We start from the raw sequence: 23,724 nt of genomic DNA, 5'->3' as shown, positions 1-23,724 counted from the left end.
AAGGGGTCAAAGCAGCGCGCCGCGCGCGGCGATCGGCCACAGGGCCTCCACCCGCTCGCCGCGCACGCAGACCAGGTCGTCGTAAAGATTGACGGTGGGATCGCAATGGCCGGGCACCAGCATCAGCGGCTCGCCCAGGGAAACCGCGGCGGCATCGGCCGTGGCCAGCACGCCATGCTCGTCGGAGGCTTTCACGTAGCGCAGCTCGCTGCGCTGCCACACGATGGGCATGCCCGAATCCACGCTGGAAGCCTTGAGGCCGGCGTCGACCACGGCGCGCTCGGGCGCGGCGCGGCTCATGACGGTGGTGCGCACGAACAGGGCATGCTCGAACGCGATGTCGTTCTCGCCGCGCTGGTTGTCGCCGTAGTCGCGGTCCATGAAGACATAGGAGCCAGCCTGGACTTCGTTGAAGACGCCGGAGTCGCGCTCGTGCAGGAAGCTGCCGGTGCCCGCCCCCGTCACGCGCTCGACGGCAATGCCGCAGGCCTCGATGGCCGCGCGGGTCGCTCGCGCGGCCTGCGCCGCTCCGGCGATGGCCGCGGCGCGGTCCTGCGGCGCGCGCAGGTGCTGGGCCGGTCCGTGGTAGCAGTGCAGGCCCATGAAGCGCAGCGGCGGGCTGGCCGCGACCTGCTGCGCAAGCCGCACGGCTTCTTCGCCGGGGGCCACGCCGCAGCGGTTGGCACCGACGTTGACCTCGACATAGACATCCAGCGTCACGCCCTCTGCCTGCGTCACGGCGGCCAGCGCCTGCACCTGCTCGGGGTGGTCGACCAGCACGCCCATGCGCGCGCGGCGGGCCAGCGCGGCCAGATGGCGCAGCTTGGTCTCGCCCATCACCTGGTTGGTGACCAGCACGTCGGCGATGCCTGCCGCCACGAACACCGCCGCCTCGCTGACCTTCTGGCAACAGATGCCGGCGGCACCCATGGCCACCTGGCGCAGGGCGATTTCCGGCGTCTTGTGGCACTTGGCATGGGCGCGCAGGCGCACGCCGCTGCCGCGCAGCGCCTCGGCCATGCGCGCGAGGTTGCGTTCGAATGCATCGAGGTCGAGCACGAGCGCGGGCGTGTCGATGGCGTGGATGTGATCGCCAGGCCTTGCGGCTTTCCAGGGGGGCATGAGTCAGCGAGGTTGGTTGGAGCGATGGGCGCCGGCGTTTTCAATCGATCTTCGCGCCCGAGTCCTTGATGATCCTGGCCCACTTGAGCGTTTCGCGGCGCGAGAGTGCGAGGAACTGCTCCGAGGTTCCGAAATCGGTCTCGGCACCGAGCAGCCTGAAGCGCTCGCGCAACGCCGGGTTGGCCAGCGCGCTGCGGATCTCGGCATTGAGCCGCTCCACCACCTCCCTGGGCATGCGGGCCGGCCCGATGATGCCGCCCCAGGCCTCCACCTCGAAGCCCGGCACGCCGGCTTCGGCAATGGTGGGAATGTCCGGATAGGTCGGTGAGCGCTGGCGGGAAGAGATGCCCAGCGCCCTCACCTTGCCCGCCTGGGCCTGCGGGCCGGACACCGGCGTGTTGACCATCATGAGCTGCACGCCGCCGCCGATCAGGTCGGTGATGGCCGCCGTCGCGGCCTTGTAGGGCACGTGCAGCATGTCGGTGCCGGTCATGGATTTGAAGAGCTCGACGCCCAGGTGCGCGGTGGTGCCGTTGCCGTCGGATGCGAAGGCCAGCTTGCCCGGGTTCTTCTTCGCATAGGCGATCAGCTCGGGCACGCTCTTCACCGGCAGGTCGTTGTTGACGATCAGCAGGTTGGACAGGCGCAGCGTGTTGGCGACCAGCGTCAGGTCTTTCTCGACGTCATACGGCACGTTGGGCAGCAGCGACCGGTTGGTGGCCAGCGAGACGATGTTGCCGTAGGCCAGCGTGTAGCCGTCCGGCGCCGAATGGACGAGGTCCATGGTGCCGATGGTGTACGAGCCACCGGGCTTGTTGTCGATCACGATGGGCACGCCCATCTGCTGCGACAGCTGCGCGCCCAGTGCGCGCATCAGCGCGTCGGGCGCGCCGCCCGGGGCCGAGGGCACGATCAGGCGGATCGCCTTGTCGGGGTAGGCCGCGAGGACCGGCATCGAAACCACCGCCACCGCGGCGAGAACGAGGGCACACAGCAAGGCACGTGGACGCATGGCAGAACTCCGGCAATGAAGAATCGGTAACGCCATGATCCGTTTGCAGGCCTGGTTGGACAAGCCATGTTTTATGGGTTTAGCATGAGCTTTTCTCATGCACGAGGCCGGTGCGCAAAGGAAGCATCAACGTGCACACGCACCATACCTGCTCTTTTCTCATGAACCATCACGTCCGCGCTCCGTCGACGATGTCCCTGATGTGCCTGGAAGCCAGCGCGCGCCTGCGCTCCTTCACCGCCGCCGCGCAGGAACTGCGCCTCACGCAGGGTGCGGTGAGCCGACAGGTCCAGACGCTGGAAGAGCGTCTTCGCGTCAAGCTCTTCACGCGGCGGCGCGAGGCCCTGGCCCTGACGGACGCGGGCCGCTACTACCTGGGCGAAGTCGCGCCGTTGCTGCAGCGGCTGGAACGTGCCACGGCCAACGTCATGGCGCTCAAGGGCCGCGGGGGCGAGTTGTCGCTGTCGGTCGGTGCGTCGATCGGCAGCTACTGGCTGATTCCGCGCCTGCCTGCGTTCACGCGCGAGCATGGAGAAATCACGCTCAACCTCGGCACGCGCGTGGGGCCGGTGGATTTCAGCGCCACGCCGGTCGATGCATCGCTGGAGTTCGGCGATGGCCAGCGTCCGGGCCTGCACAGCGAGTTCGTGCTGCCGCTGATTCTCTCTCCCTACGCGGCCCCCGCATGGATCGCCGCCCACGGCGCGGCCGTCGATGCGAACACGCCGCGCTCGGCCTTGATCCACCATCAAACCCTGCCCGGCGCATGGGACGAATGGTTCGCGCGCGAGGGCATCGCGGCCCAGGCAGGACGCGAGGGGCCGCGCTACGACATCATGTCCATGGCCCTGAACGCCGCTGTTGCCGGCATGGGCGTGGCGCTGCTGCCGCCCTACATGAGCGACGACGCGACGGCTTCGGGGCGCCTGCGGCGGCTGTCGCGCCGCAAATGGCGCTACGCCAAGGGTTACTACCTCGTCTACCCGGAAGAGTCTGCGCAGATGCAGTCGCTGCAGGTCTTCAGGGAGTGGCTGCTGGCGCAGGCGAGCGACACCTGAGGACGGGCGCGGCGGATGTGGCGCACATGCCTCCGCCTGCCGACAATCGCCTGACCATGAAAACCACCTCCTATGGCGTGCTCATCGTCAACGAGCAAGGCCAGCTTCTCATGGCGCACGCGACGGGCCAGAAGCACTGGGACATCCCCAAGGGCGGCGCAGAAGCAGGCGAGTCCGCGCGCGAGGCGGCCATCCGCGAGGTTCGGGAAGAGACGGGCATCGAGCTGGCCGCGGATTCGATGGAGGAGCTCGGGCGCATGCCTTACCGTCCGGCCAAGGACCTGCACCTGTTCCGTGCCTTCGTGCACACGCGCGACTGCGACATTGCGGCGTGCAAGTGCACGAGCTTCTTTCCTCACCACGCTTCAGGCGCGATGACGCCCGAGGTGGACCAGTTCAAGTGGGTGGACACCGCAGACGTACCGGCGCTTGCCGCAAAGTCGATGACGGCGGTGCTTCGGACGCTGCCCGGCTTCGGAACGACGAGGGACACCTGAGACCGTTTGTACCTTGATGAGCCCCGCTCAATCGGCATCCGGCGGCAGCACGAGCGGCCCGCAGTTCTTGTCGGCAACGAACACCGCCAGCAGCTTCGCCGGGCGCACCGGATCGGGGTTCTCCGCAAAGAGGTGCAGCGTGCGCGGCGGCTCGAAGAAGGTCTCGCCGCTCCTGTAGGTGCCCACCGGAGCGCCGCCGAGCTGCGAGCGGATGGTGCCTTCGAGGATGATCGCGGTCACCGAGCCCGGATGCCGATGGGCCGGCGAATAGGCCAGCGGCGGAAAGTCGACGAGCACGGTGGTCACCGCCTTGCCCGGCACGTTCGGCAGCGCCTCGCACGAGAGCACCTTGACCGAGGTCGCAGGCCTCGCATCGGCGCCCGAACCCGCGGGCGCCGGGGCCGACGAGAACATCGGCCGGGCCACGCTGCTGCACACATCGGCGAACCATTGCGCTGCCTCCTGCCGGTTGCCATGCGGCATCAGCGCCCAGCCGGCGGCCAGCACCAGGGAGAGCGCCGCAATGCCGGCGCCGAGCGGGCCGCGATGAAGCCGGCCCGCCTTCACGATGCAACTCCCTGCCGCTGGCGCAGCCGCAGCGACGCACTCCAGCCCAGCTCGCGCCTGGCCTTCTCGCTGCTGACTTCGGGGTTGTCCTCGGCGATGTTGAAGATACCGCCGTGTGCATGCCGCAGCGCCAGCACCGCTGCCCAGGCCGCGGCCTCCACGTGCACCGGGCACGCGCCCCTGGGCGCGGCGGTCGACGTGCCGGGACCGTAGAACTGCCCGTAGCGCAGCACCGTCCCCGTGAGGCCCACCGTGCCCAGCACGCTGCGCTCCAGCGCCGCCACGCCGCCCACGCTGACGCCGCGCGTGCCCTCGGCCGCGAGATCGAGCGGGTCTTCCTCGACATGCGGGGTCGCGCCGGGCGCATAGAGCCAGGCGATGCTCTGCGCCACCAGCCGGCGGGTGCCGGCCGCCACCGCGGAGGCCACGAGGTTGCGCGTGCCCTCGGTGCGCACGCGTGCATTGCGATGGGCGGCATCCGCCATCCGCTTGGGATCGAGGTCCGGCGGCAGGTCGGTGAGCTGGTGGATCACGATCGCCGGTGCGATGCGCATCAGCGCCGCGCGCAGCGCTGGCGCGTCGAACACGTCGACGACGACGGGCACCGCACCGCGTGCCTCCAGCGCCTGCGCGCGCTCGGTGCGCCGCGTGCTGCCGTACACGGCGTAGCCCGCGTCGACCAACAGGGGCACGAGCGCGCTGCCGATGGCCCCGGCCGCACCCGCCACGAATACCTTCTCGCTCATCGCATGTCCTTTTTCCATGGGCTGTACGAAGCTTAGGTTTTCGATGTCCCATTCCAAAGAGCCAAGATTCGTCAAAATGAATGGGCCATGACGCAAAAGAAGAAATCTCCAACCGCCCTCCTCGCGATCGACCGCGCAATGTCCACGCCGCTGCACCGGCAGATCTACGAGCGCTTTCGCACGGCCATCGAGCAAGGCCTGCTCCGCCCCGGCGACCGCGTGGCCTCGGCGCGCAGCCTGGCCAGCGAACTGGGCGTGGCGCGCGGCACCGTCGAAGCGGCCTACAACCAGCTCGCGGGCGAAGGTTATTTCTCGCCGCAGGGCCAGGCGGGCACGGTGGTCTCGCCCTCGCTGCCTTCTCCGCGGTCGGCGCGCCGCACGTCCCGCCAGGCCGAGGCGCGGGCCGCGGAACAGGAACTGGCCGCCCCCGCGCCGCCGCCGCCCCTGCAGCTGGGCATTCCGGCGCTCGATGCCTTCCCGCGCAAGCTCTGGGCGCGCCTGGTGTCGCGCCGCGCCAGGGCAACAACCGCGGCCGACATGTTCTATGGCGATCCCTCGGGCCACCCGTTGCTGCGCACGGCCATTGCCGCCTACCTGCGGGTGTCGCGCGGCGTCGCGTGCCATCCGTCGCAGGTCTTCGTGACCGGCGGCTACCGCGCATCGCTCGCGCTCATTTCGCATGCGCTGCTCGCAAGGGACGATCGCGTGTGGGTGGAAGACCCGGGCTATCCGCCAACGCAGGAGGTGCTGCGCAGCGCCGGCCAGCGCACGGTGCCCGTGCCGGTGGACGAAGAAGGCCTGGTCGTTGCGCGCGGCATGCGCAAGGCAGCGAAGGCGAAGATGGCCGTCGTCACGCCCTCGCACCAGGCACCGCTGGGTGTTTCGATGTCGCTCGCGCGCCGGCTGCAGCTGCTTGACTGGGCCTCGCAGGCGAAGGCCTGGATCGTCGAGGACGACTACGACGGCGAATACCGCTACGCCGGCCCGCCGCTGCCCGCGCTCAAGAGCCTCGATCGCCATGACCGCGTGCTCTACGCCGGCAGCTTCTCGAAGGTGCTGTACCCCGGCCTGGCGCTCGGCTACGTGGTAGTGCCCGATGCGCTGCGCGGCGCCTTCGGCGAGGCCGCGCGCACAGGGTCCAACGGATGTCCGCAGCTCACGCAGGCAGTGGTTGCCGATTTCATGCACGAAGGCCACTTCTCGCGCCACCTGAAGAAGATGCGGCTGCTCTACGCGCGCCGCCGCCACATGCTCGCGGCCGCGCTGCTGAAGGCCTTCGGCAACGAAGTGCGCATCGACCTGCAGGGCGGTGGCATGCACCTGATCGCGCGCTTCGACCGGCGGCGCGAAGGCGACGAGGAACTGGCGCGCCGGGCGCAGCGCGCCGGACTGAACTGCCAGCCGCTGTCCGCGCGGGGCACGGCAAGTTTCCGCGACGCGGGGTTGCTGATGGGCTTCACCAACATCGGCTCCGCGATACACGCGCAACAGCTTGCAACGATGTTGCGGACAGCCCTGGACCGAAAGCCATGAGAATTCACCGGCCTGTCATGCAGGCGGCCTAAGGTCCGCCCGCACAACAGCGAGGAGACTTCCATGCACACCCTGAAAAAGATCTGCAATGCGTTCTTCGGCCTGGGCCTGCTGCTCGCCGCCGCGGCGCCGGCCACCGCGCACGAGGAGAACGCAAGGCGCCGCGCCGACAATGCGCCGCTCGTGATCGGCCATCGCGGCGGTGCCAACGGCTACCTGCCCGAGCACACGCTGGAGGCCTATGCGCTCGGCATCTCGCTGGGCGCCGACTACATCGAGCCCGACCTGGTCGCCACCAAGGATGGCCACCTGATCGCCCGGCACGAGCCCAACCTGATCGACACCACCAACGTCAAGGACCTGCCGCAGTTCGCCAATCGCCGGCGAACGGTCATGCTCGACGGCGTGTCGACCGACGGCTTCTTCGCCAGCGATTTCACGCTGGCCGAGATCAAGCAGCTGCGTGCCGTGCAGTCCTTTGCCGAGCGCGACCAGTCCTTCAACGGCAAGTTCCAGATCCCGACGCTGGCCGAGGTGATCGACCTGGCCAAGCGCAAGTCCCGCGAAGAGGGACGGCGCATCGGGATCTATCCCGAGACCAAGCACCCCACCTATCACCAGAGCATCGGCCTGCCTCTGGAAGACAGGCTGCTGAACGTGCTGAGCGCGGCCGGCTGGAATCAGCGCAATGCCCCGGTCTTCATCCAGTCCTTCGAGACCGCCAACCTCCGCTACCTGCGCAGCAAGACGAGCGTGCGCCTGATCCAGCTGGTGGACGCCAACGACGTCAAGCCCGACGGCACGCTGGACCTCAGCAAGCCCTACGACAAACCCTACGATTGGGTGGTGTCGAACCGCGACGGCCTCTTCAGCGATCTGTTGACGCCACGCGGCCTGCAGGAAGTGAAGGGCTATGCGGATGGCATCGGCCCGTGGAAGCCGTACCTGATTTCGAGCGCATGCAAGACCGTGCAGGCAGGCGCATGCGCCGACGTGACCGGCGACGGCGCCATCGACGAGCGCGACCGCGTGCTGCTGCCCCCCACCAACGTGATTGCCAATGCGCATCGGCTGGGACTGCTGGTCCACCCGTATACCTTCCGCAGCGAACAGAAGCGCCTGACCGGCAGCTTCGGCGGCAACGCGGTCAATGAATACCTCGCGTTCTACGAGGCCGGCGTCGACGGCGTGTTCAGCGATTTCGCGGACACGGCGGTCGCGGCGCGCGCGATGTTCCTGCTCAAGCACGATCCAGACTACGCCGCCTGCCTCGTCAACTCGCGCAAGTGCGAGCGCAATAACGATTGATTGGGTGCTGCCGGGAATCGCGGCCCTCCGCGGAGTAGTTCTAGTGAGAGTCCACGGAAAGGCTGAGCCTCACCGGCATTGGCACGCCTTGGGGCCATTGGGGGCGCCCGTCGTGCCGTGTTCGGGAGCGACCAGGGAGCCATCCCTCCACCCTCGAGCTTCGCAGGTCGCGCGGCAAACCTCGCTGCCCATTGCGCCCGCCGAGTTACTGCTCCGGCCAAACCCGAACATCAGGCCCAGAACGCCAAAGGCGATGAACACGGCGATGGCAATCAGGCCGGAACGCAGTCTCCCATCAGATGGGGCTTTTGCGGATCGCGGGAGACTCTTCATGCCGCCATCCTAGGGGATCGCTACCATCCCGACATGCTCACGAACGGTTTCGCGCATGTCTCCATGGTCCTGGCCCGATGAATCTGCGGCCAGCCAGATCGTGGGTGCCTTTTGCCTGCGCATCCACTCTCAGCTTCCTGGCCTACAGGACCCTTTTCGCAAGCGAGTGGTACTACGCGCTCCTGTGGCTGCTGGCTGGCCTGAGCGCCGTGTTCGCGGCGAGACTTCTCCTGCAGACCGGCTTCAGGGCCTGGCCTGTCGCAGCAACAGCCGTCGGCCTGCTGGTCGGCCAATGGTGGCTGGTGGAGGCTCTGATCCTGCGAGCGTTCTGGCGCCTCAACGGCTTCGCCCCCTGATACACGCCCAAGTGCCGGCGCGGCCTTCGCCGCATGCGCTTCAGCGAGGTGCGCTTGCCTCAGGTCCCTTCGCTGCCGTCCGGCCTTTTTTGCTGAAGATCGATCCGCAGCCCCTCGGCGGTGCCATTCTCGACGTGGAGCGCGAAACGCATCGCCGGACCTTCGACCAGGATCTCGATCGCCAGCTTCGCCGTCGCCCGGTCGAAGCCCATCTGCGCACCCTTCCAGGCCGCCGCGGCATCGCGGGCCGCGAGTGACGCCATCTCCACCTTGAGGCCGCGGCCGACGGACCGGGAGTGCAGTCCGATCGCATGGCGCCCTTCCAGATGCACTTGCAGGCCCGGCACGGCAACGAGCCCCTCGCCAAGCCGCAGCTCGCCCGAGAGCGACGTGCGGCCCAGCAGCAGGCGCGCCTGCTGTGTCAGCCCGTGGCCAGGCCCGCTGTGGCCCTGGCGCAACATCGATTCGGCAAAGGCCTGCAGCTGCAACTTGCCGCGTTCGGAGACCCAAGGGCCCAGCAAGGCCCCGCGGTGCTCGAACACCACGCCCGCGAGCGGCGCCGCGGCGAACTGGTACAGGTAGCTGCGCCCGTTGGGCGCGTCGACGTAGATGCCCATCCGGCTCACGCCCATGCGCGAGTCAGGCCCGACATGCTCGACCGTCGCCTCGTTGAAGTCGATCTGCCCGTCGCGGATGGGCACCGCGACGTCGGCGTCGAACAGCAGATGCGCGTCGGTGATCTGGCCGCGGATCGTGCCTTCGGCCTCGCCGAGGGGTGCAAGATGCCACGCATCGGCAGCCGCATGGCCGGCTGCGCCGCGGGGCGTTGCTGCCGCTGCGCCCGCGCCGGGGCTTGCCTCGCGGATCTTCTGGATCTGCGGCGGCAGCACCAGCGGGCCATGCAGCTTCAATCCCGAGCACTCGGCCCTGTCCGCGTGGACGGAAACGAGGCGCGGCACGCCGGCCTCGGCGCGCAGCCGGGCCACCAGCTCATGCACGTCGATGCGGCCGATTTCAAGGACAAACGGATCCGACGCAAGCCGCAGCGCCATCGCCTCGAACCGCCGGACCCGGAGTTCGACGGCGCCGTCCGGCAGGGATTGCCACGTCACGCCCTCGAGCGTGCAGCGATTGCGCCCGGCATCGCCGGAAGCCCCGAGTTCCGATCCGAGTGCGAGTTCGATGAGGGAGGCCGCGAGCGAGACGGTCATGCCGTGCTTCTACCAGCCTCCCAACGCCTTCGCTACCGAGACCGAGTACGTGCTCACGCCTTCGCGGTGCGATATTTAGTCATTTATTGACAATTGACTAGTAATTGCAACAAACTAGCACAGTGACACTGCACTCCGATCCCACCCTGGAGCAAGCCGCGCTGGCACTCGCCGAGCGTCAGCCACTGCTGCGCGCGCGAGATCTTGCAACGCACGGCCTGCCGACGATGGTTCTCAGCCGGCTTGTTGCTGCCGGCAGGCTCGAACGCGTTGCCCGCGGCGTCTACAGCCTTCCGGGACGCGCGCTCAGCGAGCATCGGTCCCTGGCCGAAGCGGCGCTGCGGGTGCCGCGTGGCGTGGTGTGCTTGCTGTCAGCGCTGCGCGTCCACGGCATTGGCACTCAGGCACCGTTCGAGGTCTGGATGGCGATTCCCCATCACTCGCCCACGCCGCGGCTGGACCAGCCCGCGCTTCGCGTGGTGCGCATGTCGGGGGCGGCCCTGACCGAAGGCGTCGACCTCGTCGAGATCGACGGCGTGCAAGTGCCGGTATTCAATGCCGCCAAGACGGTGGCCGACTGCTTCAAGTACCGCAACAAAATCGGCCTGGACGCGGCACTGGAAGCGCTGCGAGATGGTTGGTCGCAGCGCAAGCTGTCGATGGATGCCCTCTGGCACTACGCAACGGTAAATCGCGTGGCCAATGTCATGCGGCCCTACCTGGAAAGCGTCATTGCATGAGCCGCAATCTCGCAGCGTCCGTCCGCGCCCGCTTGAAGCAGCGCGCCAATGCCACGAAGCAGGACTTCAACCTGACGCTCACCCGCTACGGGCTGGAGCGGCTGCTGTACCGGCTCTCGGTGTCGCCGCATGCAGCCAACTACCTGCTCAAGGGCGCGCTGCTGTTTTCGCTGTGGTACGACCAGCCGCATCGGCCGACGCGCGACGCAGATCTGCTGGGCTTTGGTCCGGATGACATCGACACCGCGATATTGGCTTTCCGCGAGATCTGCCAGATCGAAGTGGACGACGGCATCGCGTTCGACACAGCCTCGGTCAGGGGCTCGGTGATCCGCAAGGAGGCGGGCTACGGCGGTGTACGGATCGACTTGCTTGCGAAGTTGGACGGCGCGCGCCTCGCGCTGCAGGTGGATATCGGTTTTGGCGATGCAGTCACGCCGGCACCTGAAACCGTAAGCTACCCCGTGCTGCTCGAAGACCTGCCCGCGCCGCAGCTGCGCGCTTATCCGAAATACACGGTGGTGGCCGAGAAGTTTCATGCGGTGTGCCTGCTGGGCATGGCCAATACCCGCATGAAGGACTACTTCGATCTCTGGGTGCTGCTCACCGAGGGTGCGCTGGAAGCCGCCGAACTGGGCCGCGCGATCGATGCCACTTTCGCGCGGCGGCAACTGGCGGTGCCCGGTACCGTGCCCTCGGGGTTGAGCGATGCATTCGCACAGGATCCGGCGAAACAGGGGCAATGGGCCGCCTTCCTCCAAAGGAACCGGTTAGGCGACCTGGCCCTCTCCACGGTCGTCGTGCTGTTGCGCAGCGAATTCCAGAAGCTCGGAACTGCCTGAAGAACCGGCCCCGCCGCTACCGCACGCGCGGGCCAGCCCCCTGCAGGCTGCTGCGCAGCGCCAGCTTGCGCACGATGGTTGAGAACGCGCGCGTGGCCGCCGCGTCGCGCGCCACCGGCGACCACAGCATGCCGGGCGTGCGCACGGGCGTGGGGCTTTCGAGCCGGATGACGACGAGCCCCGAGAGCGGGTTGACCACGTTCGCGGCCACGATGGATGCGAGCTGCGTCTTGGCGACCAGGTCCATCATCGGCGCCAGCGTGTTGATCTCCGCCACCACGTGCGGCTGCGCACCGCAGGAGCGAAAGCATTCGTCCAGCATCTGGCGCGTGGCAAAGCTGGCCGGCAGCAGCACCATCGGCAGCCGGTGCAGCTCCACCATGCGCACGCGCTTGCGCCGCGCGAGCGCGTGCTTCTTCGCCACCACCAGCACCATCTCCTCGTTGTAGAGCGGCTCGAACTGCAGCGGCCCGGGCGCGCTCGGCCGGTAGGCGATGCCCAGGTCCAGCGTGCCCTGCTGCAGGCGCGCGGCGATCTGGTCGGCCGACAGTTCCTCGACCACCACCTTCACGCGCGGATGCCGCCCCTGGAAGCTCGCGATGCAGTCGGGGATGAAGCCGAGGTTGAAGGTGTGCGTGGAGCCCACGCGCAGCTCGCCCGCCACCTCGGAGCTGTCCTGGCGCAGCGCGCCGAGCCCCAGGTCGATCTCGTGCAGGGCCTTGGTGCAGTAGTGCAGGAACTCGTCGCCGGCGTCGGTCAGGCTCACGCGCTTGCCGATGCGGTCGAACAGCGCAACGCCGATCTCCTCTTCGAGCTGCTTGATCTGGTGCGACAGCGTCGACTGCGTGACGTGCAGGCGCTCGGCCGCGCGCGTGAAATTCAGCGAGCCGGACAGGGCGATGAAGTAGCGCAGGTGCCTGAGTTCCATGGCGTTTCCCGGAAGCAATGATCGATGGCATCGATGCTAACGATGGAAAACAATCATTTTCCGAATTCTCGGATGCAACCTAAAGTTTCTCCGGCCCCACAACAACGACAGGAGACCTCCCGGTGCAAAAAGTCCTCAGCGGCATCAAGGTGCTGGAACAAGGCACGTTCATCACCGGACCGGCCGCCGGCATGTTCCTCGCGGACCTGGGTGCCGAGGTGGTCAAGATCGAGCAGCCCGGCGCGGGCGATCCGTTCCGCGCCTTTCGCGGCGGCCTCTACAGCCCGCACTTCCAGACCTACAACCGCAACAAGCGCAGCGTCACGCTCAACCCGAAGCTGCCCGAGGACGCGGCCGTGTTCGACGAGCTGGTCAAGGACGCCGACGTCTACATCCAGAATTTCCGCCCCGGTGCGGCCGAGCGGCTGGGCGCTGGCGAGTCGCGGCTGCGGGCGCTCAATCCACGGCTCGTGTATTGCGCGATCAGCGGCTTCGGGCAGACCGGCCCCGCGGCGGGGCGCCCCGCCTACGACACGGTGGCGCAGGCCGCCAGCGCCTTCCTCAAGCTGCTCGTGAACCCGGCCAACCCGCGCGTGGTCGGTCCCGCGCTCGCCGATGCCATGACGGGCTTCTATGCCGCCTACGGCGTGCTCGGCGCACTGGTCGAACGGGGCCGCACCGGCCGCGGGCGCGCGGTCGAGGTGTCGATGCTGGAGGCCATGTGCCACTTCAACCTCGACGCGTTCACGCACTTCTTCTCGGAGAGCGAGGTCATGGGTCCGTTCAGCCGGCCGAGCGTCTCGCAGTCCTACGTGCTGGAGTGCGCGGACGGCCTGTGGATCGCGCTGCACATGTCCTCGCCCGAGAAGTTCTGGCAGGGCCTGGCCAATGCCATCGAGCGCCCTCGCCTGTTCGCGGACCCGCGCTTCGCCTCGCGCGAGGCGCGCATCGCGCACCAGGAAGACCTGATCGCGCTGCTCGGCGGGCTGTTCCGCCAGCAGACCCGCGCGGCGTGGTGCGCGCGGCTCGAGGCCGAGGATGTGCCGCACGCGCCCATGTACGACACGCGCGAAGCGATGGAAGACCCGCAGGCGCGGCACCTGCAGCTGCAGGTGAGCGCGCCGCACCCAGAGGGCGGCGAGTGGCACACGATCCGCTCGCCCGTGAGCTTCGACGGCGAGCGCGCGCTCGAGGTGACGGCGCCGCCCATGCTCGGCGCCGACAACGCGGCCATCGTCGATCCGATCCGCCAGCGCCTGGGGCAACCGCCCACCGTCGCGCGCTGACCCCGCACAGCCTTCCAGAACACAACGAGCCAGGAGACAAGAACGCCATGACCCCATCGAACGAAAGCGAGCTGACGCAGACCGTGCTGCAGAGCCTCAAGGGAACGCGGAACGCGCGCTTCCTGCAGCTCATGCAGTCGCTGATCACGCACCTGCATGCCTTCATCCGCGAAGTGGACCTGAAGCCGGACGAATGGATGCAGGGCATCGAATTCCTGACCGCCACGGGCCAGACCTGCACCGACAAGCGTCAGGAGTTCATCCTGCTGTCGGACACGCTGGGCGCCTCGATGATGGTCGTGATCCTGGACCAGCTGCGCGCCGCCGCGGGCAAGCGCGGCCGGGTCGAGGCCAGCGAAGCCACGCAAGCCACCGAGCTCACCGAGGCCACGCACGCCACCGTGCAAGGCCCCTTCTACTGGGAGGGCGCGCCCGACCTGCCGCTCGGCGCCGACGTGGCCCAGGGCGCCCGCGGCGAGCCGACTTTCTACAGCGGCCGCGTCACCGACACCCACGGCCAGCCGCTCCAGGGTGCGCTGCTCGACATCTGGTCGGGCGACGGCGAAGGCGTGTACGACATGCAGCTCGAAGGCGCCGCGATGCAGGCGCGCGGGCGCATCCGCACCGACCACGAAGGCCGCTACTGGTTCTGGTCGATCCGCCCGAGCTTCTATCCGATCCCGGTCGACGGCCCCGTCGGCCGCATGCTGGAGGCGATGGGCCGCCATCCGAACCGCCCCGGCCACATCCACATGATGGTCTCGGCGCCGGGCCATGTGCCCGTGACCACGCACCTCTTCGTGGCAGGCAGCCCGTACATCGAATCCGACGCCGTGTTCGGCGTGCGGCCGCGGCTCGTCGTGGACTTCGAGTCCCACCCGCCGGGGCGCGCGCCGGACGGCAGGCCGATGGAAACGCCCTACTGGTCCGCGCACTACGACTTCCGCCTCGAACCCCGACACGCCTGAAAGACCACGCCCATGAAAATCGGAAAGTCCACCGTCCCGCGCACCGCCATCTGCACCTCGGACGAACACACCATCGTCGTGCGCGGCCAGGACCTGTGCCAGGAGCTGATCGGGCACCTGTCGTTCACCGACTATTTCTTCCTGCTGCTCACCGGGCGCCGCCCCGATGCCGCGTGCAGCGCCATGCTCGATGCCACGCTGGTGGCGATTGCCGAGCACGGCCTCGTGCCGAGCGTGCAGGCCAGCCGCATGACCTTCGCGGCCGCGCCCGATGCGCTGCAGGGCGCGGTGGCGGCCGGCATCCTCGGCTGCGGCTCCGTCATCCTCGGCGCTTCGGAAACGGCCGGGCGCTTGTTCATCGACGTGGCAGCGCGCGTGGATGCGGGCGCCACGCTGCCGCAGGCCGCTGCCGCGGCCATCACCGAGCTCAAGGCCGCGCGCGCCGCGATCCCTGGCTACGGCCATCCGCTGCACAAGGAACGCGATCCGCGCGTCGACCGGCTGATCGACGTGGCGACACAGGCCGGTGCCGACCTGCGCTATGTGCGCATCGCGCAGGCGCTGGAAGAAGCGATCCCGGGCATCGTGGGCAAGGACCTGCGCATGAACGTCTCGGCGGCGATTCCGGCGGTGCTGCTCGGGGTGGGCTTTCCGGTGGCATCGCTGCGCGGCGTGCCGATCCTCGCGCGCACCGCGGGGCTGATCGCCCATCTCGCGGAAGAGGCCGAGACGCCGAGCGGCTTTGCGCTGTCCTACCAGGCCACGCGCGAGCTGCAATACGAAGGCACCGTGCCCGCGGGCTTCAGGGAGGCGCGGTGACGAAGCGCCGCATCATCCTGGCCGTTGCCGCAGCAGCAATGCTGGCCCAGGGCAGCAGCAGCGCATGGGCGCAGACAGGCGACGCGCGCCCCCTCAAGCTGGTCGTGCCCTTCGCGGCCGGCACCACGACCGACATCGTGGGACGGGTGCTGGCCGAAGCCCTCGGGCGCCAGCTTTCGCAGGCGGTGATCGTCGACAACCGGCCCGGCGCGGGCGGCGCCATCGGCAGCGAACTGGTGGCCCGCTCGGGGGCGGATGCACACACCGTGCTGCTGGGCACCGTGGGCACGCATGCCATCAACGCGACGCTCTACAAGCGGCTTTCCTACCATCCGCAGCGCGACTTCTTGCCGCTGGGCTTCGTCGGCGCCACGCCCACGCTGCTGGTCGTGCCCGCCGCCGCGCCGTGGAAGACGGTGGCGGATCTGCGTCAGGCCAGCGGCAAGTCGGTGAGCTTTGCCTCGGCCGGCAACGGCACCTCGGGTCACCTGGCGGGCGAGTTGCTCAACCTGCGGCTCGGCAAGGACTTCGTGCACGTGCCCTACCGCGACGGCGCCCAGGCGCTCACCGAGGTGATGGCGGGGAACGTGCAGTTCATGTTCTATCACCCGGCCGCCGTGCTGCCGCAGATCCGCGCCGGCAGGCTGCGCGCGCTGGGCGCATCGAGCGCGCGGCGAAGCATGGCTGCGCCCGACGTGCCCACGCTGGCCGAGCAGGGCATCCCGGACTTCGACCTGGTCGCGTGGTTCATGTTGTATGCGCCGGCCGACATGCCCGCCGCGCAGCGCGACCGCCTGCGCGAAGCCACGCAGGCGGTACTCGCCCAAGCCGGAGTGCGCGACAAGCTCGCGGCCCAGGGGATCGAACCCATGGCGATGAACACATCGGACATGGCCGCCTTCGGTACGGCAGAGATTGCGAAGTGGGGCGAAGCCGTGCGCCGCTCCGGCGCGCAAGTGGATTGAAGAAGACAGAACAACCCAACAAACGGGCACCCATAGCCCAAGGAGACAAGCCATGCTTTCAACAACAAACCTCGTCAAGATGATGTTCGGCCTGGTGCTGGGCCTCGCCGGCATCCTGGCCACGGGCCATGCAAGCGCCCAGGCCGCGGAGTGGCCCACCAAGCCGATCCGGATCGTCGTGGGCTTCGCGCCCGGCACGCCGCCCGACATCTTCGCGCGCATGTACGGCGACTACGCGAGCCGCAAGCTCGGCGTGCCGGTGCTCATCGACAACAAGCCCGGCACGGCCGGCAACCTCGCGTCGGACACCGTTGCCAAGGCGCCGGCGGACGGCTACACCTTCCTCTACAACCTGTCGACCGCGTTCACGATCAACCCCTACATCTACAGCAAGCTGCCCTTCGACCCCGAGAAGGATTTGGTTCCCGTCGCCACCACGATGCGCCAGGGCCTCGTGCTGATCGCCAACACCAAGTTCCCGGCCAAGACCATCAAGGAACTCGTGGCCGCGGCCAAGGAAAAGCCAGGCACCTATTCGCACGCCTCGTACGGCGCGGGAAGCCCCTCGCAGCTGATCGTCGAATCGTTGAAGGACGAAGTGGGCATCACCATGCTGCACGTGCCCTACCGCGCGAGCCCCATCGCCGACCTCGTCGGCGGACAGGTCGACACGCTGATGGAGCCCATCGCCACGGGCTATCCGCTGATCAGCAGCGGCCGCGTGCAGGCGCTCGCCTACTCGGGCCCCACGCGGCACCCCGCGCTGCCCGACGTGCCCACGCTTTCGGAGGTGATGCCGGGCTTCTCGATGATGTCGTGGCACGGCATCTGGGCGCCCGCGAACACGCCCGCCGCGGTGCTCAACCGGTTCAACGCGGTGTTTGTCGAAGCGAGCAAGGACCTGGACCTTGCCAAGCGCATCAAGGACCTCAACAGCGAGCCGCTGGGCGTCACGCGCACCGAGATGAGCGCGATGGTGCGCCGCGATGCGGAGATCTACAGCCGCGTCGTGAAGGCGCGCAATATCCGCGTGGATTGAGCTGCGGCGCCCATCGCCTCCCGCTCCTCACGGCCCTTAACATCGGCCGTGATGACCGCTTCACTGCCACCCGAAATCATCCCGCAGCTGGCGCGGGCGCGCGCCGTTCTCGCGCATCACCTGGCCGGCACGCTCCAGGCCATCCACCTGTTCGGCTCGGCCGTCGATGGAGGGCTCAAGCCGCACAGCGACATCGACCTGATGGTGACCGTGGAAGCGCCGCTGGCCGCACAAGTCCGGCATGCGCTGATGATGGACCTGCTGTCGGTCTCGGGCAGCCCCGGCGCCGATGGACCATGGCGCCCGCTCGAAGTGACGGTCCTGGTGCGGGACGAGGTCGTGCCCTGGCGCTATCCGCCGCTGCGCGAGTTGCAGTTCGGCGAATGGCTGCGCGAGGCGCTGCAGGCCGGCATCGTGGAGCCGGCCGTGCCGGACCATGACCTTGCGATCCTGCTCAGCAAGCTCCGGCAGCACAGCGTCTGCCTGCTCGGCCTTCCCGCGGACGAACTGTTCGACCCCGTGCCCCGCGCCGATTTTTCGCGCTCGCTGCTGGACACCGTGGCGCAGTGGAACGACGCGCCGGACTGGCAGGGCGACGAGCGCAATGTGGTGCTGGCGCTCGCGCGCATCTGGTTCAGTGCGTGCACCGGCCAGATCGCGCCCAAGGATGCCGCCGCCGCATGGGCGCTGGAGCGCCTGCCCGGCGAGCACCGGCCTGTGCTGGCGAACGCGCATGCGGCTTACCTGGGCCGTGCGCCGGACGGCTTAGCCGATCGCCCCGGCGACGTGGCCGCATACGTGCGCTACACGCGGGCTGTCATCGAGAGCCTCTGTTCGCACCGAAGGTTCGAACGCTGAACCATTTCGCTGGCACGCAGGCGGCGCCGCGGCCGCTCAGGCAGCGAGCACCTGCAGGTTGCCGGCACCCGGCAACACACGCAGCGTGGCGGCGGTCCTCACCGAATAGTCGCGGCTCAGCACCGTGCTGACCTCGATGTAGTCGCAGCGCGCCTCGGCCGGCGTGAGGGTCAGCACGACATAGCCACGCTTGCTGGTCTCGGCGTAGCGCAGGTCCTCGATCATGCGCCGGAAGCCATCGGCCAGCAGGTCGTTGGCGATCAACGGCAGCGCCCGCTCGAAGCCGGGCGACGACACCGAGGACGTGCCGAATTCCACGCCGACCCGCTGCCCGGAGGCGTCGGTGAGGTTCCCGGCCCAGGCGTTGTGCGTGTCGCCGGCCAGCGAGATCAGGTTCTTGCCCTGGTTGCGCGCCATGGCGAAGACGGCATCGCGCGCGGCCGGGTAGCCGTCCCACGCATCCAGGTTGTAGGGCACCTTCTGCTGCGTGACCAGCGCGCGCTGGCTGTCGCTGCGCGCGGAATCCGGAAGCGCCTGCGCCGTCAGGTAGGCGCTCAGCGTCTCGAGGCTGAAGTCGGTCGCGATGCTCAAGGGAATGACCATGCGCATCATGAGCACCTGCTGGCCGAGCACCTGCCAGGTGCAGGGCGATGCGGCCATGCGCTGGGACAGCCAGTCCACCTGCGGCTGGCCCATCAGCTGGCGCGTGGGGGCCGAGGCCTCGCCGGCCAGGTACTGCGAGAGCGTGACCTGCCTGTCGCGGCCGATCAGCCGGGTGTCGAGCATGTGCATCGAAGCCAGCGTGCCGAAGTCGAAGGAGCGGTAGATCCGCAGCGGGTTGGCCGGGTCGGGCAGCCGCGTCGGCAGCCACTCGTGGTAGGCCTGCACGGCCGCCGCGCGCCTTGCCGCAAAGCTGCCCTCGGTCGCCTCGTCGTGGTTCTCTGCCCCGCCGGACCAGGCGTCGTCGGCCAGGTCGTGGTCGTCCCATACCGCGATCATGGGCAGCCGCGCATTCAGGGCGCGCAGGTCGCCGTCGGTGCGGTACTGCGCATGCCGCAGGCGGTAGTCCGCGAGCGTCAGGATCTCGTGGTCGGGATTCGACTCGCGGTCGATGGCAATGGCCAGCTGCGACGCAAAGCCCACCCGGCCGAACTCGTAGATGTAGTCCCCCAGGTGCAGCACCACGTCGATGTCGGTGCGCCTGGCAATGTCGGCATAGACATTGAAGTAGCCGCTCGGGAAATTGGAGCAGGACACCACCGCCAGCCGGGCCTGCGATACGCCGCCCACCGGCAGCGTGCGGGTGCGGCCGATGGGCGAGCGGTCGTTGCCCATGAAGAAGCGATAGAAATAGGTGCTGGCCGGCTGGAGCCCCATGGCATCCACCTTGACCGTGTAGTCGCGCTCGGGGCCGGTGCTCGCGGTGCCGCGCGCAACGATGATGCCGAAGCGCTCGTCGCTGGCCACTTCCCACTCGACGTTGAGGGTGCCCGGCGCGGAGGCCGTCACGCGGGTCCAGAGGATCACACGGTCGGACAACGGATCGCCGCTCGCGATCCCGTGCTTGAACACCGAGCCGGCGTCGGGCGGACGGCCGCCCCCCACTCCGCCACCGATGCCGATGCCCCCTCCTCCGCCGCCGCCCCCGCCACAGGCGGTCAGGCCGATGCCGCTGCCCGAGAACATCGCGAACAGCACGGCGCTGCGCAGCAGCGAGCGCCGGGTGGTGCCGCTCAGGGCTTGCGGGGGGTCGGTGCCTTCATCGTGAACGGCATGGCTTGGCTCGCCGTTGTTGTTCTTCTTGTCGTGGATGCGCATGGCTGTCTCCTGATCCGCCGACGGCAAGGCGCACGGCACGCCTCGGTCCCCGTTCGACGTCGGCGCCATTGAATGTGAAGGCCTTGGTTTTCAACGTAGGCTGCCGCCGATGCGCGCGTCGGCCGGCAGCGCACGGCGTGCCGTCAGTTCAACGTGTCGAAGAGCCTGAAGATCCACGACAGCTGGTAGACCAGCGTGGCCGCCACGAAGACGGTGTGAAAGCGCTGGCTCGCCGTTTTGGCGGCCACGATGCACAGCGTCACGAGAACGGGCGTGCGGATCAGGTACTCCAGCGCAAAGCGCGCATAGTGCGCCTCGCCCTTGATCAGCGTGTCGACCACGTCGAGCAGGTAGGTCGCGGCCAGCAGGCCGAAGAACCAGGCGCGCCGGGCATAGAAATAGTCTTCATAGCTCGCGTAGTCGCGCATGCTGTCCGGAAAGAGCAGCGCGCACAGCAGGAACAGGACGATCGCGTAGCTCACGATGAAGGCATAGGTGCCGAAGGTCCAGCTCTCGATCTGGTAGAGCCCGAACTCCCACCACCAGAAATGCACCAGCGCCAGCAGGACCGAAGCGACCCAGGCAAGGTGCACCGCATAGAGCCGGTACTGCGCCGGGTGCTGCACGATGCGCGCAACGCCCGACAAGAGCCGCGTGACGCCAAGGCCGATCACCATGCCCATGACGATGCGGATGTGCGGGAAGATGTCGTGGGCGGAGATGACTTGTTGCTGCATTCGGGGCTTGATGGTGTTGGGACGATGCCGAGGGTGGCCAGGCTGCCGACGCCACGCTACAGCACCTGAAGGTGAAGCTCTGCCAAGACCCTGCTGCGACCGGGCGTTTTGCTCACGGCAGGTCGGGCCGCCTCGTCGGTCGCCGCCAGGTGCACGGCCAACTCACAATGCCGTCTTTTGCCTTGAGAGCCGAAGATGGACGAAACCGGAGATGTCGCGGACGACCTGATGGCCCTGGTCGCCGTGGTCGAGGCAGGAGGGTTCAGCGCCGCGAGCCAGCGCTTCGGCATTCCCGTGTCGCGGCTCAGCCGCCGCATCTCGGGGCTCGAGAAACGCCTGAACGTCAGCCTGATCGTGCGCAATTCGCGCAGGTTCAAGGTGACCGACATCGGACAGCGGATGTATGCGCACGGCGCGAACATCCGGGCCGAAGCGCAACGCGCGCTGTCCGCCGCGCGCGACAGCCTGGGCGAGGCATCGGGGACGCTGCGCATCTCGTGTCCCATCGCCTTGAGTGCCATGCTCGTGGGCCCGCTGGCCATCGACTTCAGCCGGAGACATCCGCGCGTGGCGATCACGCTCGACGCGACCGACGGCCGGCCCTCGGCGTTCAGCGATCCCGTCGACCTGTTGATACGCCCTTCGGTCAAGCCGCTTCGCGACTCGAGCCTGGTGATGCGCAAGCTGGCCGACGTTCCCTACGTGCTCGTCGCATCGCCCAAGGTCCGCGACGCGCTGCCGGGCGCCATGATTCCCGCGCAGTTGCAGGGCTGCCCGGCGATCGGCTGGACTTTCATGCCGCATGCCGCGCGCTGGTTGCTGAGCCACGCGCACGAGGGCGACGCAGAGATCGATGTGCGCGTGCAGTTCACGAGCGACAGCCTGCTGCAGATCCGCGAAGCTGCGCTCGCGGGGCTCGGTGTGGCGCAGCTGCCCGCGTCGATGTGCACCGCGGACTTCAAGGCCCGGCATCTCAGCCTGATCGCACCCGGCTGGACGCCGCCGCCGATCTCGCTTTTTGCGCTCTACCCCTCGCGGCGCGATCTCACCATCGCGGGACGCCTTTTTCTGGACGAACTCTGCGAAGCGGCCTCGGTACTCGGAAAGCCCGGCCAAGGCAACGCATTTTTGGAAAGCTGAGTTGCGCCGCCGGCCCTGTCATGCGGCGGTCATCCTTCCTAGACTCGCGGCCGCTTCGGCACCATCCCGGGCCGGCGAACAAGGAAGCACATGACGACTTCGAGCGACCCATGCGAGCATTCGGCAACCAGCCGGCGCCGTTTCATCCTTTCCGCCGGCGCATTGGCCGCCGTGCCGCTGAGTGGCTGCGGCGGTGGTGGCAGCAACGGCGGCGGCTTTCTCCCATTGCCCGCTGCGGCGACGCCTCCCGCGCCCACACCCGCCCCTGCACCCGCGCCGGCCTCGGCACCCGTGGTCGAAACGAGCTCCGGCACATTGAAAGGCCAGCGCACGGCGGATGACGCCGTCGCTTTTTTCCTCGGCGTCCCGTATGCGCAGCCGCCCGTCGGCGCCCTGCGGTTTCGCTCGCCGCAGCCGTACCAAGCCCCGGGCGGCGTGTTCGATGCAACGGCTTTCGGGGCAGCCAGCCTGCAGACCTTGCCGGCGTACGTGACCTGGATCTATCCCTCTCCTGCTGTCCAGAGCGAGGATTGCCTGACGCTGAACGTGTGGGCGCCAAGCCAGCGCCGCAAGCTGCCCGTCGTGGTGTGGCTGCACGGCGGCGCATGGCGCACCGGCGCCACCAGCATGCCGCTGATGAACGGCGAGGCTCTCGCGCGCAAGGGCATGGTCGTCGTCACCGCCAATTTCCGGCTCGGCGCGATGGGCACGCTGTCGCATCCGGACCTCGTCGATCCCGACACGGGGACGCAGGCCAACTGGCAGTTGCAGGACCAGATCGCGGTGCTGCAGTGGGTGCGGCGCAACGCCGAGGCTTTCGGTGGCGATCCCGCCAATGTCTGCCTCATCGGGCAGTCCGCCGGCGGCACGAGCGGCGCGATCCTGGCGCAGAACCCTGTGGCGCGGGCCTGCTTCCAGAAGGCCATGCTGTTGAGCCCGGCCGGGATGCCGGCGCCCACCGGCTTCACCCTGGCCGATGCTGGAAGGTATGCCGAAGCGCTGGCCGCCAGGCTGCAGACAACGCCCTCGGGCCTGCGCGACATTCCGGCTTCGACGCTGCACCAGGCCGAACTCGCGCTCAATGCGCAGCCATTGCCGGCGGGCATCACCTCCGGCAGGGGCTTGCGCGCAGCACCGATCATGGACGGCCAAGTCTGCCTTTCCGACTGGACGCGCACTGCATGGCCGGGCGATCTTCCCCTCGTGATCACCAATACGCTGACGGAGGGATCGTTCTTCCTCGATGCCTACGACCCGATCACCCAGGCACGGCTGACGCCGGCGTTGCCCGCCAGCCGCGCCGAGCTCCTGGCCCTCGTGACACCACAAGCAGGTGGCTCGCAGGCGAATGCCGATACGGTCATCGACGCATACACCGATGCAGCTGCACGCGAAGGCCGGTCGACCGCGCCGGGTGATGTGTGGATCGAGATCTATGGCGACCGCGTCCTTCGCAACTTCAGCGTGCGCTATGCCGCCAAGGTCGCCGGCGACGGAGGCAATGTCCGATACGCCACCTATGCGCATCAGATACAGGCGCCGGGGCGCGGCGTGCCCCATTGCGCGGAATTGCCCATGCTGTTCGGCAGCTTCGGGCTCGACTACTACCGGGACAAGGTGGGGGCAGGCGCTGCCGAAGCGCAGCAGTCGGACGCATGGATGACCGCGGTGCTGTCGTTCGCAAGCGATGGAAATGCACGGCTGGCGCCGGAGCTCGGCTGGCCGCGCTTTTCGGGCGCATCGGACTCCGCGGCGTCGTTCGGTGGACAGAACGCCGCGGTGGCGACGATCGGCCCCGTGCCCAAGTTCGCACAACTGGGTGTCTGGGACGCCCTGCTTGG

General features: G+C 68.4%; 23 protein-coding genes. 15 read left to right on the top strand and 8 right to left on the bottom strand.

What is annotated here, in order from left to right; all coding sequences use genetic code 11:
• Positions 1-6 precede the first annotated feature (6 nt).
• Complete coding sequence (locus tag EJO66_RS29220; RefSeq protein ID WP_125966846.1) at positions 7-1,122, bottom strand: DSD1 family PLP-dependent enzyme; 1,116 nt, start codon at positions 1,120-1,122, stop codon at positions 7-9.
• 40 nt (positions 1,123-1,162) lie between these two features.
• Positions 1,163-2,134, bottom strand: coding sequence for a Bug family tripartite tricarboxylate transporter substrate binding protein (locus EJO66_RS29215; protein ID WP_125966845.1), 972 nt, complete (start codon positions 2,132-2,134; stop codon positions 1,163-1,165).
• 161 nt (positions 2,135-2,295) lie between these two features.
• Here EJO66_RS29215 and EJO66_RS29210 point away from each other — a divergent pair, with 161 nt between their 5' ends.
• Both EJO66_RS29210 and EJO66_RS29205 read left to right on the top strand, forming a co-directional pair.
• Positions 2,296-3,192: a LysR substrate-binding domain-containing protein gene (locus tag EJO66_RS29210; RefSeq protein ID WP_223262404.1), complete on the top strand. Its 897-nt coding sequence runs from the start codon at positions 2,296-2,298 to the stop codon at positions 3,190-3,192.
• Between the two features lie 56 nt (positions 3,193-3,248).
• The gene (locus tag EJO66_RS29205) at positions 3,249-3,689 is read left to right on the top strand and encodes an NUDIX hydrolase (RefSeq protein WP_125966844.1); all 441 of its coding nucleotides are present in this window, start codon (positions 3,249-3,251) and stop codon (positions 3,687-3,689) included.
• A gap of 27 nt (positions 3,690-3,716) precedes the next feature.
• Here EJO66_RS29205 and EJO66_RS29200 read toward each other — a convergent pair whose 3' ends face one another.
• Both EJO66_RS29200 and EJO66_RS29195 read right to left on the bottom strand, forming a co-directional pair.
• Complete coding sequence (locus EJO66_RS29200) at positions 3,717-4,256, bottom strand: cupin domain-containing protein (RefSeq protein ID WP_125966843.1); 540 nt, start codon at positions 4,254-4,256, stop codon at positions 3,717-3,719.
• A complete protein-coding gene (locus EJO66_RS29195; RefSeq protein WP_125966842.1) occupies positions 4,253-5,002 on the bottom strand; it encodes an NAD-dependent epimerase/dehydratase family protein in 750 nt (249 codons plus the stop codon). The genes EJO66_RS29200 and EJO66_RS29195 overlap by 4 nt, the downstream gene beginning before the upstream one ends.
• A gap of 87 nt (positions 5,003-5,089) precedes the next feature.
• Between EJO66_RS29195 and pdxR the strand changes: the two genes are divergently transcribed.
• The 3 genes from pdxR (at position 5,090) to EJO66_RS29180 (ending at position 8,532) form a co-directional block, all read left to right on the top strand.
• Entirely contained in the window at positions 5,090-6,535 is a 1,446-nt protein-coding gene (pdxR, locus tag EJO66_RS29190) for a MocR-like pyridoxine biosynthesis transcription factor PdxR (RefSeq protein ID WP_125966841.1), read from the top strand.
• A gap of 63 nt (positions 6,536-6,598) precedes the next feature.
• Positions 6,599-7,843: a glycerophosphodiester phosphodiesterase gene (locus tag EJO66_RS29185; protein ID WP_125966840.1), complete on the top strand. Its 1,245-nt coding sequence runs from the start codon at positions 6,599-6,601 to the stop codon at positions 7,841-7,843.
• Positions 7,844-8,253: 410 nt separating this feature from the next.
• On the top strand, positions 8,254-8,532 hold the full coding sequence (locus tag EJO66_RS29180) for a hypothetical protein (protein ID WP_125966839.1): 279 nt from the start codon (positions 8,254-8,256) through the stop codon (positions 8,530-8,532).
• 59 nt (positions 8,533-8,591) lie between these two features.
• Here the strand turns inward: EJO66_RS29180 and EJO66_RS29175 are convergent, their stop codons facing one another.
• Entirely contained in the window at positions 8,592-9,743 is a 1,152-nt protein-coding gene (locus EJO66_RS29175) for a hypothetical protein (RefSeq protein WP_125966838.1), read from the bottom strand.
• Positions 9,744-9,865: 122 nt separating this feature from the next.
• Here EJO66_RS29175 and EJO66_RS29170 point away from each other — a divergent pair, with 122 nt between their 5' ends.
• Together EJO66_RS29170 and EJO66_RS29165 are read left to right on the top strand one after the other, a co-directional pair.
• Positions 9,866-10,483 (top strand): type IV toxin-antitoxin system AbiEi family antitoxin domain-containing protein, encoded by a 618-nt coding sequence (locus EJO66_RS29170; RefSeq protein ID WP_125966837.1) that lies wholly within the window; start codon positions 9,866-9,868, stop codon positions 10,481-10,483.
• Positions 10,480-11,325, top strand: coding sequence for a nucleotidyl transferase AbiEii/AbiGii toxin family protein (locus EJO66_RS29165; RefSeq protein WP_125966836.1), 846 nt, complete (start codon positions 10,480-10,482; stop codon positions 11,323-11,325). Before EJO66_RS29170 ends, EJO66_RS29165 begins: the two co-directional genes overlap by 4 nt.
• Before the next feature lie 16 nt (positions 11,326-11,341).
• Here EJO66_RS29165 and EJO66_RS29160 read toward each other — a convergent pair whose 3' ends face one another.
• Positions 11,342-12,253, bottom strand: coding sequence for a LysR substrate-binding domain-containing protein (locus tag EJO66_RS29160; RefSeq protein ID WP_125966835.1), 912 nt, complete (start codon positions 12,251-12,253; stop codon positions 11,342-11,344).
• A gap of 122 nt (positions 12,254-12,375) precedes the next feature.
• Between EJO66_RS29160 and EJO66_RS29155 the strand changes: the two genes are divergently transcribed.
• The 6 genes from EJO66_RS29155 to EJO66_RS29130 are packed head-to-tail and all read left to right on the top strand — an operon-like array spanning position 12,376 to position 18,188.
• Positions 12,376-13,539: a CaiB/BaiF CoA transferase family protein gene (locus tag EJO66_RS29155; protein ID WP_125966834.1), complete on the top strand. Its 1,164-nt coding sequence runs from the start codon at positions 12,376-12,378 to the stop codon at positions 13,537-13,539.
• A 47-nt stretch (positions 13,540-13,586) separates the two neighbouring features.
• The gene (locus EJO66_RS29150) at positions 13,587-14,507 is read left to right on the top strand and encodes a dioxygenase family protein (RefSeq protein WP_125966833.1); all 921 of its coding nucleotides are present in this window, start codon (positions 13,587-13,589) and stop codon (positions 14,505-14,507) included.
• Positions 14,508-14,519: 12 nt separating this feature from the next.
• The gene (locus EJO66_RS29145; protein WP_125966832.1) at positions 14,520-15,326 is read left to right on the top strand and encodes a citryl-CoA lyase; all 807 of its coding nucleotides are present in this window, start codon (positions 14,520-14,522) and stop codon (positions 15,324-15,326) included.
• A complete protein-coding gene (locus tag EJO66_RS29140; protein ID WP_240648875.1) occupies positions 15,323-16,291 on the top strand; it encodes a Bug family tripartite tricarboxylate transporter substrate binding protein in 969 nt (322 codons plus the stop codon). Before EJO66_RS29145 ends, EJO66_RS29140 begins: the two co-directional genes overlap by 4 nt.
• A gap of 52 nt (positions 16,292-16,343) precedes the next feature.
• On the top strand, positions 16,344-17,330 hold the full coding sequence (locus EJO66_RS29135; protein WP_125966831.1) for a Bug family tripartite tricarboxylate transporter substrate binding protein: 987 nt from the start codon (positions 16,344-16,346) through the stop codon (positions 17,328-17,330).
• Between the two features lie 51 nt (positions 17,331-17,381).
• Positions 17,382-18,188 (top strand): AadA family aminoglycoside 3''-O-nucleotidyltransferase, encoded by an 807-nt coding sequence (locus tag EJO66_RS29130; protein ID WP_125966830.1) that lies wholly within the window; start codon positions 17,382-17,384, stop codon positions 18,186-18,188.
• Between the two features lie 36 nt (positions 18,189-18,224).
• Here the strand turns inward: EJO66_RS29130 and EJO66_RS29125 are convergent, their stop codons facing one another.
• Together EJO66_RS29125 and EJO66_RS29120 are read right to left on the bottom strand one after the other, a co-directional pair.
• On the bottom strand, positions 18,225-20,006 hold the full coding sequence (locus EJO66_RS29125; protein ID WP_125966829.1) for an alkaline phosphatase D family protein: 1,782 nt from the start codon (positions 20,004-20,006) through the stop codon (positions 18,225-18,227).
• A 143-nt stretch (positions 20,007-20,149) separates the two neighbouring features.
• Positions 20,150-20,743, bottom strand: coding sequence for a hypothetical protein (locus EJO66_RS29120; protein WP_125966828.1), 594 nt, complete (start codon positions 20,741-20,743; stop codon positions 20,150-20,152).
• 195 nt (positions 20,744-20,938) lie between these two features.
• Between EJO66_RS29120 and EJO66_RS29115 the strand changes: the two genes are divergently transcribed.
• Both EJO66_RS29115 and EJO66_RS29110 read left to right on the top strand, forming a co-directional pair.
• Positions 20,939-21,883 (top strand): LysR substrate-binding domain-containing protein, encoded by a 945-nt coding sequence (locus EJO66_RS29115; protein WP_125966827.1) that lies wholly within the window; start codon positions 20,939-20,941, stop codon positions 21,881-21,883.
• A 90-nt stretch (positions 21,884-21,973) separates the two neighbouring features.
• On the top strand, positions 21,974-23,724 hold a 1,751-nt coding region (locus tag EJO66_RS29110; protein WP_240648872.1), incomplete at its 3' end, for a carboxylesterase family protein.

The organism is Variovorax beijingensis, assembly GCF_003951285.1.
In the GTDB taxonomy this organism is placed as follows: domain Bacteria; phylum Pseudomonadota; class Gammaproteobacteria; order Burkholderiales; family Burkholderiaceae_C; genus Variovorax; species Variovorax beijingensis.
The sequence above is the reverse complement of the archived record's forward strand: the minus strand, read 5'-3'. Positions and strand labels throughout refer to the sequence as shown.